Annotated in this window: 10 protein-coding genes and 3 pseudogenes; 5 read left to right on the top strand and 8 right to left on the bottom strand. The window is 61.3% G+C overall.

The genetic code is table 11. The annotated features are described in order from the left end of the window. Position 1: 1 nt before the first annotated feature. Positions 2-768 (bottom strand): IS5 family transposase gene (locus L284_RS47295; RefSeq protein ID WP_200861640.1). Its coding sequence is split into 2 segments (ribosomal slippage): positions 2-447 and positions 447-768, totalling 768 coding nucleotides; the frame shifts between segments, so codons are not numbered across the junction. A 232-nt stretch (positions 769-1,000) separates the two neighbouring features. Between L284_RS47295 and L284_RS33530 the strand changes: the two are divergent. Beyond that, positions 1,001-1,249, top strand: a pseudogene (locus tag L284_RS33530) (DUF4139 domain-containing protein); the annotation flags it as partial. 190 nt (positions 1,250-1,439) lie between these two features. Here the strand turns inward: L284_RS33530 and L284_RS33525 are convergent. Both L284_RS33525 and L284_RS33520 read right to left on the bottom strand, forming a co-directional pair. Continuing rightward, positions 1,440-2,627 (bottom strand): PepSY-associated TM helix domain-containing protein, encoded by a 1,188-nt coding sequence (locus L284_RS33525; RefSeq protein WP_021233690.1) that lies wholly within the window; start codon positions 2,625-2,627, stop codon positions 1,440-1,442. Between the two features lie 2 nt (positions 2,628-2,629). Further along, on the bottom strand, positions 2,630-4,756 hold the full coding sequence (locus tag L284_RS33520; RefSeq protein WP_021233689.1) for a TonB-dependent siderophore receptor: 2,127 nt from the start codon (positions 4,754-4,756) through the stop codon (positions 2,630-2,632). 219 nt (positions 4,757-4,975) lie between these two features. Between L284_RS33520 and L284_RS48735 the strand changes: the two are divergent. Then, positions 4,976-5,225, top strand: a pseudogene (locus L284_RS48735) (hypothetical protein). Positions 5,226-5,235: 10 nt separating this feature from the next. Here the strand turns inward: L284_RS48735 and L284_RS33515 are convergent. The 4 genes from L284_RS33515 to L284_RS33500 all read right to left on the bottom strand — a co-directional run bounded on the left by L284_RS33515 (position 5,236) and on the right by L284_RS33500 (position 8,264). After that, on the bottom strand, positions 5,236-6,147 hold the full coding sequence (locus L284_RS33515; protein ID WP_021233688.1) for a histone deacetylase family protein: 912 nt from the start codon (positions 6,145-6,147) through the stop codon (positions 5,236-5,238). A gap of 232 nt (positions 6,148-6,379) precedes the next feature. Then, the gene (locus L284_RS33510) at positions 6,380-6,700 is read right to left on the bottom strand and encodes a hypothetical protein (protein ID WP_021233687.1); all 321 of its coding nucleotides are present in this window, start codon (positions 6,698-6,700) and stop codon (positions 6,380-6,382) included. 128 nt (positions 6,701-6,828) lie between these two features. Then, on the bottom strand, positions 6,829-7,674 hold the full coding sequence (locus L284_RS33505; RefSeq protein WP_021233686.1) for a 23S rRNA (adenine(2030)-N(6))-methyltransferase RlmJ: 846 nt from the start codon (positions 7,672-7,674) through the stop codon (positions 6,829-6,831). Between the two features lie 302 nt (positions 7,675-7,976). Next, on the bottom strand, positions 7,977-8,264 hold the full coding sequence (locus tag L284_RS33500; RefSeq protein ID WP_021233685.1) for a BrnA antitoxin family protein: 288 nt from the start codon (positions 8,262-8,264) through the stop codon (positions 7,977-7,979). 410 nt (positions 8,265-8,674) lie between these two features. On the opposite strand from L284_RS33500, the gene L284_RS47910 reads away from it, so the two are divergent. The 3 genes and pseudogenes from L284_RS47910 to L284_RS33480 all read left to right on the top strand — a co-directional run bounded on the left by L284_RS47910 (position 8,675) and on the right by L284_RS33480 (position 10,374). After that, positions 8,675-9,127, top strand: coding sequence for a RidA family protein (locus tag L284_RS47910; RefSeq protein ID WP_021233683.1), 453 nt, complete (start codon positions 8,675-8,677; stop codon positions 9,125-9,127). 18 nt (positions 9,128-9,145) lie between these two features. Then, positions 9,146-9,400 (top strand): annotated as a pseudogene (locus L284_RS47905) (alpha/beta fold hydrolase); the annotation flags it as partial. A 101-nt stretch (positions 9,401-9,501) separates the two neighbouring features. Next, complete coding sequence (locus L284_RS33480; RefSeq protein ID WP_021233681.1) at positions 9,502-10,374, top strand: LysR family transcriptional regulator; 873 nt, start codon at positions 9,502-9,504, stop codon at positions 10,372-10,374. Between the two features lie 181 nt (positions 10,375-10,555). On the opposite strand, the gene L284_RS48730 is transcribed toward L284_RS33480, so the two are convergent. Next, positions 10,556-10,802 (bottom strand): hypothetical protein (locus L284_RS48730; RefSeq protein ID WP_235054341.1); only part of this gene is annotated, 247 nt, incomplete at its 5' end.

Below are 10,802 nucleotides of genomic sequence, written 5' to 3'. Positions count from 1 at the left end.
CCTAGGAGGCGTTGACAAATTGGCGGGTCCACAGCCGGATTGAGACGATGTGGATGAAGCCGAGGTAGCTATCGGCGGTTTTGTCATAGCGGGTTGCCAGCCTTCGGGCGTTCTTGAGCTTGTTAAAGCAGCGTTCGACCATGTTGCGCAGGGCATAGATCGCGGCATCGACGGGCAATTGGATCAGCCGGTTCCGCTTGGTCGGGATCATGGCAATACCGCCGCGCTTCTCCATGTCCTTGCGAATGAAGTCTGCATCATAGCCCTTGTCGGCCAGCAGCACCTTGGGCGCTGGTCCATCGGCATCCATGACCGGCATATATCCCTTGAAGTCGGAAGCTTCGCCCCCGGTCAGCGCCACCGCTATGGGCAAGCCCAGCGCATTGACACGGAGGTGGATCTTGGTCGTAAAGCCACCTTTTGAGCGGCCAAGACCCTGACACGGAGTCCCCCTTTAGCGCCGGCTGAACAGTGGTGCGCCCGGATTATTGTGCTGTCGATCATTTGCAGGCTGGGGCCGCCGCCTCCGCTTTCGTTGAAGGCTTCGAGCAGCAACTCCCACAGACCAGACAGCGTCCAGCGCCGGAACTGGCGGTAAACCGATGACCATTTGCCGAAATGCTCGTGCAGATCGCGCCAGGCTACGCCCGTTCGTGCGATCCAGAAAATGCCATCCAGGACAAGCCGGTGATTTCGTGGGCGCCGACCGCTGCGTGCACCACGCTCAATCACGAAGGGCTCAAGGCAGGCCCATTCCTCATCGCTCATCAGACCACGGATCAAGGTAGCTTCCCCAAAAGCCACCTTGAATCAGAACCTACGCGATTTGGGAATCCTCTTTGTCAACACGGCCTAGCTCCTGTACGAAAAGGTCAAGCGTAGCGACGAATGCCCTTGCGGCGGCCGAGCGATAGCCGCCCTCACGTTGCAGCAAGACCACTCTCCGCTCTTCGATGGCTGGGAGGAGGGATCGGAAACGTAGGTCGTCTCGTTCGAATGCAACAACGACGTGGCGCTGGTGCAGGACATCCGCACGCTGAACCTCGGCAACGGGCGCGTGCGTCAGGACTTTCCGGATGTGAGCGCCCAGATTCGTCCCGCGACGGTTTCGCTCACCGTCGCCGACGCGGCCATCGTGGAACAGAACTTCGACTACGACCTGCTCTCGCCCTCCAGCCTTATGGAAAAGGCGGTTGGAGAGACGATCACCCTGATCCGCACCAATCCCGCCACGGGTGCTGAATCTCGACCCATTTAAGACGCTCACCTTGAAGTTCTCGCCCCTAGTTTCAGACCGTTTTCTTTTCCGGTAATTATTCCCTTGACCCTCGCAGTCTCCGGCGCCTGAACCCTCTTCATTGAACTTTCGTCGGTTCATGGCACAAGTTTGATCCGTGCGCGCATCCCGACGCGAACCTCGGGCGCAACACGTTCATTCCTCAGCTCGCCCCACCAATCGCCCCAGGCGTCAATAGCAGCGCCAGGATCACCAGAGCGGTGCAGACATAGGCCCATGCCCCCATCCCTGCCCATGCGATCCGGCCTGCTGTCCGCTGGTGCCGCTCAGCTCTCTCGAGGCGCTTGGCGTAGATGATCACGCCGGTCACCGACATCCCCGTCAGCACCGTGCCGAACAGGAACCAGATGACCTTGGTGGCAAGTCCGCCGAAAGTGCCGAAGTGCAGCGGATCGGCCATTTCCGAAATCCGCTGGTGCACGTCGAGGTCGCCGCCGTCGAGCGCCGTGAGAACTTGCCCATCTGCAGGGTCCATCGTCAGACCGTTGGCGCGATCGCGGACCAGCCACGCGCGGTCCTGCCCCAACAGCACGATGCCATTATCCTCAGTGAAGCGGATCTCGCGAATGTCGAGCCCAGGACGCACGCGTCGCGCTGCCGCGATGAGGCGGTCGAGCGCCGCACCGGTCGGAGCTGGAAGCGGGGTCTCGACTTTCGCCAGCTTGGGCACCGCTGCATTGCCGCCAAGCGTCTCGACCAGATACCAAACGCCCGTCAGCGCGATGAGGGTGACGAACCAGAGGCTCCACAGCCCGCCAAGCCGGTGCAGGTCGCCGCTCAGCCGGCGCGCATCGCCTCCCCGAGGCAGGCGGAAGAAGCCGCGCCACCACTTCTTGTAGGTGACAATGCCCGTCACCAGCGAAGCGAGCAGCAACAGCGCCAGCGAACTCACCAGCGGGATGCCGATCTTCGTAGGCAGCATCAGGTGGCGATGCGCCTGCCGCAAGAAACGGTGGACGTTCGCCCAGCCATGCGTTCCGGTCACTTCCCCGGTCCACGGATCGATATAGACGCGCCGGGGAGCGCCCTTCCCCATGTCCACCCAGGCTTCGACGGTGAACCAGGGGTCGATCGGCGCATAGAGCGTCTGCAATCGCCCGTGAGGCTCGGCCTTTGTTGCCGCGGCGGCAAGCGCGCCCCAGCTGGCGCGCGGGCCATCCTGCGGCGAGGCGCGCATCGCGGGTGTCACCAGCCAGTCGATCTCGTGCGCAAAGACGGCGAGCGTGCCGGTCGCCAGAACGAAGGTCATGAAGATCGCCAGCTTCAGCCCAGCCCAGCTATGGACCCGCCACCAGAGCGAGCGGCCTTTCTTATTACGTGCCTTCGCCATGGTCAGAACTTGAAGCGCAGTTCGGCGAGAAATGTCCGCGGCTCGCCCGGAAAATGGCCGCTCTGCGCGGAGAAGCCCGAAGCCGCATAAACCTTGTCGAAGATGTTATCCACGCGCAGCAGTAACTCGGCAAAGCCGAGGCCCTTGGTAATCGAGGCATCGAAGATCGTGTAGGGCTTCACGGTCTGTCCGGAAAGGCTGATGCGGCGCGATACGTGTTCGCCGCCGAAGGCGAAGGCTGCACCGATCGCCGGGACCTGGTAGCGGGTCCAGAAGCCCACCTTGTGCTTGGGCGCATTGGCGAACCGATCGCCGACGGCATTGGTGATCGCCTGCCCTTCTGCGGTGCCGGTGATCTTCGTATCGTTGTAGCCGTAGTTCACCAGAAGCACCCAGTCCGGCGTGATGTCGGTGGTGAGGTCGATCTCGAAGCCCTTGCTCGTCACTTCGCCGATGGGCGCGAGCTGGTCCACGCCGTTGATGGGTTCCTGTGCGGGATCGACCTGCAGGATGTTCTTTCGCACGATGCGATAGACGGCCGCATTTGCCTGGAGACGCCCAGCGAACAGCTGCGTCTTCACGCCGCCTTCCAGCTGGTTTCCCGTGACCGGCGCGAACGGACCACCCGCATCGCTGCTCTGGTCGGCGGCCGCCTGGGGCTCGAAGCTCTGCGACCAACTGGCGTAGAGCGAGACGTCCGGGCGCGGCTTGAAGATCGCGCCGCCCCGGAAGGTCACGTCGCTATCGGAATAAGTAGACCGCCCCGAGACGGTGCCGCCGGTGCTGGTGGTCACGCCGTCGTCGAACTTGTCGTAGCGTACGCCGGCCACCAGCAGCAGCGCATTGGATACGCTGATCTGGTCCTGAAGATACGCACCCTTGCGCTTGGTCCGGGTATCTGTGGTGGTGAAGGGCAGCAGCGCTGCGCGCGCCGCATCGCCCGCCCCGCTGCCGTAGACCGGATTGCTGAGGCTAAGCGAGGGCACGCCGCTGCGCAGGATGCGTGAGTGCAGCAAGCTTTTTTCGTCGTACCAGTCCGCGCCGGTCTGGAACTTGTGTTCCGTGCCCAGCACATCGACCCGTGCCGTCAGGTTGGCCATGAACGACAGCCCATGGACGGGGCGGATCTGGTCGCGAAATTCCCGGCGGACAAGGTCGGGGTTGGCCGAATCGAGGCCGCGCGGCTCGTGGTACTGCTGCTTTTCGGTCGCCTTGAAATAGCGCACACCCGCATCGAAGGTGACGCGATCGCCTATCATCGTCGCATAGCGCGCCTGGTAGGCTTGTGAGCGCAAGTTGAGGAAGTCGGTCTTCTCGTTGGCGTTCCAACGGATGCTGGTCAGGAAATTGCCGTCATCGTCGACCAGCACGCCGCGCAGGCGGTTGGCCCGAAGCTCGCTGTCGTAGATCGTCGCCTGCAGCGTCAGCTTGCCGCTTTCATTGGTCTTGATGGCGATCCCGGCGTCACCGATCCGGGACTTGTTCTGCGTGTTGCGGCGATAAGGGTCCATCGATTCATAGAAGCCCCCAAGTCGGTAGGTGATCACGCCGGAGCTGTCGACCGGCCCCGTCGCTTCGGCAGACAGGCCGATGCGATCGTAGGTGCCGCCGGTAAGAACCGCCCGCAGGCCGGTCTCGTCCGAGGGGGTCTTCGAAACGTAGTTGATGATGCCGCCCGGCGATCCGGGACCGAAGAAGAGGCCCGCCGGTCCCTTGAGCACTTCGACCCGCTCGATGTTGAACAACTGCGGCACCGAGAAGCCGATGAAGGGGTTGCCGCGCTGCCCATCGTAAAACGACTGGTCCTGACGGAAGCCGCGGAACGTGACGCCTGCATAGCTGAAAAAGCTGACGCCCGAGATATTGCGATAGATGTCGGTCGCGTCCCGCGCGCCCTGATCAGCGAAAAGATCCGCGTTGATCACCTGGACCGCCTGAGGGATGTTCATCGGGTCTTCGGCGACCTTGCCGACGGTCGCCTGCTCTACCCGATAGAGACGCTGGGCCCGCCCGGTGACGATGATTTCACTGCCACGGGCCGACGCTTCGTCCGGGTCCATCTCTTGCGCGTAAGCCGGGATGGCGATGCATGACACGGACGCGATCAACGCTACCTTGAAAGCTTGCAAGAGGTATCTTCCCTGTTACCATGATGCGAATTGTTCGCAATATCGCTCCGCGCCATAAACAGCAGAGCCCTGAACGCAAGTGCTATTGCGACGTAATCGCATAAATTTCCCCTGCGCGCACCGGACCGGAAGGGATCGATCGGCCCGGCGGCCTCAAAGCCATGCGAGTTGAGGCATCCAGCTTTCATTCGTCATGAGCCGCGGTAGGCGCACGCCACGATGAGCATCTCCTGCGGCCAGCCCGCAACGCTGATCGATCTGGATGGCGAGACGCCAGTGATCGGATCGATGCTCGAATGCGTGATGTACTTCTTGCTCCTCAGACCGTTTCGCCAAGGAGCGGGCGCGCATCCTGCTGGCGCGACCTGTGTTCCGCGAGGGCCGCAAGACCCGCACCTCTATCCTCAATCCCGATGAGATCGAAAGGATTGTCGAACGGCTCGATGCTGAGAGGGAAGCGGCAAGATAGCCTCGCGCAATCAGGCGGTATCCCACGCGCTGATCGTGGCGGAAAGGGCGAGGATGGTGCGCGCGTGCCGCCAGGCCACCGCCTCGCGATCCGCGCCATAGCCACCACCTAGCGTACTCGCCAATGGAATGCCGCGCCGCTTGGCCTCTGTCGCCACGAAACGATCGCGGTCCGCGAGGCCCTCGTCGGTCAGCGACAACCGCCCAAGCTTGTCGTCTGCATGGGCATCGACGCCGGCCTGCAGCAGGATCAGTTCCGGTGCGAAATGATCGAGGACCGGCGGCAGTGACCCGGCCAGAGCTTCCAGATAGGCCGCATCGCCCGTTTCATCGGGTAACCCGACATCCAGCGAAGAACGCGCCTTGCGAGTGGGGAAGTTCTTCTCGGCATGAATGGAAAGCGTGAAGATGTCGCTGCGCCCTGCGGTCAGGGCAGCAGTGCCGTCACCCTGATGCACGTCGAGATCGAGGATCAGAATGCGCGAGACGTCACCCTCCTCGATCATCCGGTTGGCCGCGAGCACCAGATCATTGAACACGCAATAGCCCGCGCCTGTATCGGCCATGGCATGGTGGCTGCCGCCAGCGGAATTTGCCGCATACCCATGTTGCAGCGCCAGCTTCGCCGCGAGCCATGTTCCTGCGGGGGAGAGCTGCGATCGCCGGGAAATCCGCTCGTCGATCACAAAGCCGATGCGGCGCTGCTTGGCCGCTGGCACCGAGCAGCTGATGACTTCACCAACATAAGCGGGATCGTGGACAGCCTCCAGCCATTCTCGCGACATGACTTCGGGTGCATGGACCGTCATCTTTACACCACTTTCGCTCAGCGCGCGCATGACCAGCGCGTACTTGTCGTGCGGGAAAGTGCTCGTACGCTCGGTCTCGACCACATAACCGGGGTGATGGACGACATGCAGCATGGAATTGCAGGTATAGGGCCAAGGCTCGCAGGTCGAGCGGCATTGTCCGGCATAGGGAACTAACGGTTCAGCCAAACGCATTCGTGGACGAGGTGAAGGCGGACCCTTTGCGGTCACGCAATCGCCTCCCCAGGTGCAGCCTGTCTACTTTGTCGGTCACCAAGTGGGAACGGTTCGATCTCGTCCGACTAAGGCTGTATCTGCGGTGTGGGAGTCCACGATTTGCGTCCGTTCAATTGCCGTCGGCGTCGACCATGAACACTACCGGCTTGCCGCGCGATGCGGGATCCCATCCGGCCGACAAGGCTGCCCTGACGCCGCGCGAGGCAATGGTGTCGTTGATATGCAAACGCCCTTTCGGCAAGCCCTTGAGCAGGCGCTTCGGAGCCGGAAATTCCAGCACCGCTTCTCGTGCCATGCCGTGCTGGCGCAGGGAAACCGTCATCCCCTTCCAGCCATCGGATGAGGACAATTGGGGATCGCTGACGAGTTCCCAGTCATATTTGAACCCGTCGATCTCGACGGTGCCGCCACGGCCATGTTTATGAAGCATGGCACGCCTTTAGCATGCCGGCGGCCGCACTCCACCCCCCGACCGCCCGCAGGATACTGCCGATGGGCGGTCGGGGGGCAGTGGGCCGGTGCCGCAACATCCGCGTTTCGCGATTTGCAAGTACGCCTTCAGTCGTCCAGCCAACCGCACAGTATCTCGCCCGCGTGCCCTTCGGGCGCGAGCGCCGCACGCGACGCTTCCAGCAGTGGCGGCAGCGCTTGCATGAAAGCGTAAGGCGGATTGACGATAAAAAGCCCTGCGCCGTTGTAGATGCCGGGCTGCTCGCTGTCGTACAGCCAGTGCTCCACCACCAGAAATTTCGGGATGCCGAGCCTGCGCAGCTGCGCCTTCCATCGCTGATGCGTGGCGCTGTCTTTCAACGGATACCAGATCACCGTCACGCCATGCGCCCATTTGCGGTGGGCGGCGGCGAGGGTAGCGGTGATGCGCGCGCGTTCGTCCGTCTGCTCATAGGGCGGGTCGATCACGGCCACGCCGCGAGATGTCCGGGGCGGCACCATCGCCAGCCAGAGTTCGTAGGCGTCGCGTTCATGAATGGCCGCGCCGGTGCCCCGCATCGCGCCGCGCAGGGTGACCGCATCGTCCGGGTGCTTTTCGTTCAGGATCAGGGCGTCCTGCGGGCGTAGCAGCTGCGCCAGGAACCGCGGCGAGCCGGGGTACAGGCGCGGCTCGTCCCCCGTATTTACGGACTGCGCATTCACGGCCTGCACGGCGGCGCGGTAGTCGTCCAGCAAGGGGTTCGCGTCGGCAAAGACCCGCAACACGCCCTGCGTGGCCTCGCCGGTGCGCTGCGCGTCATCGCCGCCAAGGTCATAGAGCCCGCAGCCGGCATGGGTATCGATCAGGGTCAACGCGCCCGGCTTTTGCTGCAAGGCGCGCACCAGTGCGATCAGGAGGCTGTGCTTTACGACATCGGCGCTGTTGCCGGCGTGGAAGGAATGGCGATAATTCATTGTGGTTCAATAATCCTAGCGACGAGCCTTTAGACGAGTCGCTGAACCTTCTGCAAAGAGAAGTTATGATCTTGCCTTTCTTGTCAGGCGCAGAAGCGCACCGCGACACGGTTGAAGTAACCAATCCGGCACCTGCATAGAGCCCTTACATCGCGTTTCGGCGCAAAGCTCCTAGCCTGCGTCAGCGAACGCCATTGGAGGTGGAGACCGACCCATTCCGGTCGTTCAGTCGCCGATTTCGGCTCCCCGGGAGGGGACCGGCAGCTTGCCATGGACTTACCGGGAGGATGGGCTAATCGCACTCAGTGCGCAGCCACCCAATCCTTGAGGGCCACATCGACCCGCGACTGCCAACCGGGGCCGCCGGACTTGAAATGCTCGATCACCTCGGGCGAAAGGCGCAGTGTGGTGCTGACCTTTTTCGGAGCCCTCTGCGGACCACGTGCGCGGATCGTCCTTGCGAGGTCCGGGAAGGCTTCAGCGAAAGGCTTTGCCCTCGCGAAGTCCTCGGCTGTCCATTCGGGGTTGTTGCTGACCGCATCCATATCGGCCTTGGTGTATGCGGGAGTGGCATGTTTCGGGTCGGTCATGGCAAGAGCCTCCGTTCCGTAGTGCTGGCAGGGGGGGCAGAGATGATCGAGACGCCTTCGATGCCCAGCACAGCGAAATCACCGTGATCGTGCCGTTCATCTCACCGGATGGCAGCAAAGCGTCCGTTCTTCGCAGGGATAACGAGAGCGGAGAGAAAGAACCCTTCACCCACATCCGCAAAGTCGATCCCGTACTTAACGAGATTCGCTTGCCGCTTCGGTTCATCCCCTACGATGATCATGGCTTCTTGTAGTTACGATTTGATTGATGCCCAAAAACCTTCCAAGCCAAACGTGCATGTGTGCAAAAACGCCCGATCAACTGCGCAGAAATGCTGTTTGCTCGTCAACAAAACCCTCGATAGTAATTGCTCAACGAAACAAAATGAAGTTATCATAGGGTCATAACGATGAGCAATAACAATACCATATCGAAAGAAGCATTCTATCATGGCGTTCCTTGGGAAGATGCCTATGGCTATCCCCAAGGCATTAAAGTGGGAAACAGCATTTTTGTTTCGGGTCAACTTAGCCATGATGCTGCTGGACAGATTGTCGGCCCTGCGGAACTCGATCAGGACGGCAAGCCGACCGATTTTTCCATGATGAAGCTTCAAATGGAAACCACTTACGCAAATGCGAAGAAGGTGCTCGAAAGCTTCGGTGCGACGTTCGACAACGTCGTGGAGGAAACGCTCTTCGTCCTCGACGTCGATGCCGCGTTCGCAGTGGCGAAGGGTGTTCGTAGCGAGGCTTATGGGACCGATAAACCGATGTGCGCGAGCAACATCATCGGCGTTTCCCGCCTGGCATTCCCTACGCAGCTTATCGAGATCGCGTTCCGGGCACAGCTCGAAGCCTGAATCCGCTGCGGGGCGAAGCTCGGTTCGGCTCGATACGAGGGCATCAAGGCTTTCTCGGTAACGGACCAGACGAACGATCTGGAAAAGATGACCGTGCCGACCCTCATCCTTCACGGGGACGGCGATCAGATCGTTCCTGCCAGAAACGGCAGGGTTCTGGTCGAAATCCTGCCAAATGCGACGCTCAAGATTTATGAAGGTTTCTCGCACGGCATGCTGAACGTCAACGCCGATGTCATCAATGCCGACCTGCTCGCCTTCATTCGAGCGTGATCCGGAAAGAAAGCCTGTCTCCTACACGGAAGTGTAGCTTGCCTTCCCTTCTGCACCTCGCTTCAAGAACCGTGGGTTCAGATTGATGAAGTGCAGGAACCATGGGCAGTTTAAGCGAGAAGCTCTCGTGGGACGATCTGCGTGTCGTCCGCTCCCTCGGGGAGACATGCGTGCCTTCGGAAGCGGCTCGGCTGATGGGGGTGAACAATTCCACGATCGTCAGGCGACTTGCTCAGGTGGAGGAAGCCATCGGCACGCCGCTGTTCGATCGCAGGCGCAGCGGCTACGTGCCCACGGCGGCAGGCGAACTGGTTATCAAGCTTGCAGGGCGGATCGAGCTCGATCTTACCAGCCTGGGGCATCAGCTCTCGGAGGATGCTGAAACGGGTTCCGGGCTGATCCGCCTCGCGACCAGCGACTCGCTGCTTCAGGCGGCGATGCCGGTCATCCGGGATTTCCGAGCGCAGCATCCAGGCATCCAGATCGAGGTGATCGCCGGCAATGGAGCCGTGAACCTGACAAGGGGCGAATGCGACGTCGCCCTGCGGGCGACCTGCAACCCTCCGGAAAACCTCGTTGGCCGGAAGATCGCCCAGATCGAATGGGCGCCGTTTGGACGCATCGATCAGGATGTCGGTGCATCCCTCCATGATCGCGCATGGGTTTCCTATGGCGGTTCGCTCGCCGGTTTGAAAGCGGCGGCCTTCCTGGCGCAACGAAAGGCACCGCAGCAGATCGTCTATCGGTCCGACACCGTGCTAGGCGTCGCTTCCGCCATCAGGGAAGGTATCGGGCTGGGCTATCTTCCCTGCATGCTGGGAAATCAGCTCGAAGGCGTGTCACAGGTGGGGGAAGTGGAGAAAAGCCTCAGCGACGAGTTGTGGCTCCTGACCCATCCCGACATTCGCCATTCGCACCGTGTGCGCGCCTTCATGACATTCTTCTCGAAGGCCTTCTCGATCGATCGAGGTTGATGGAACTATCTCCAAAGCCGGCTTAGGAACGGCAGAGTTGCTCCTGTGAGCTTTCGGCATATGCCGAGCCCTCCCAGTCACTCGGCGCTTCAGCTTGGAGTCCCAACAACGGACCGGCAGCTTTCCAATCGTCCTACCGGAAGGACGGCCGTGAAGAGACCTGCCGGTTGCGAGCGTTTCACTAGGGCGTAAACTCATAAATGGCACCATCGAGGCGTCCAAATGGCGAACAGCTCGGGCCGAAGGGGCCGCCGGGCGGGCTGGTTGCCCGTCCAAGGTCGCTTTGGCGCGAGATGGAAGCCATTTGGGCGTCCTTCGGATTTGASGCAAAATGGTCCATCGCTTCGTCAGGAAACCTGGAAATACGGACGTATTCCTGCGGCTTCCTTCCTTGCGCTGAACCATTTTGCCTCAAACCTCGATGGTGC

The sequence above is a fragment of the Novosphingobium lindaniclasticum LE124 genome, assembly GCF_000445125.1.
Lineage (GTDB): Bacteria > Pseudomonadota > Alphaproteobacteria > Sphingomonadales > Sphingomonadaceae > Novosphingobium > Novosphingobium lindaniclasticum.
This window is presented reverse-complemented; position numbering and strand designations above follow the sequence as displayed.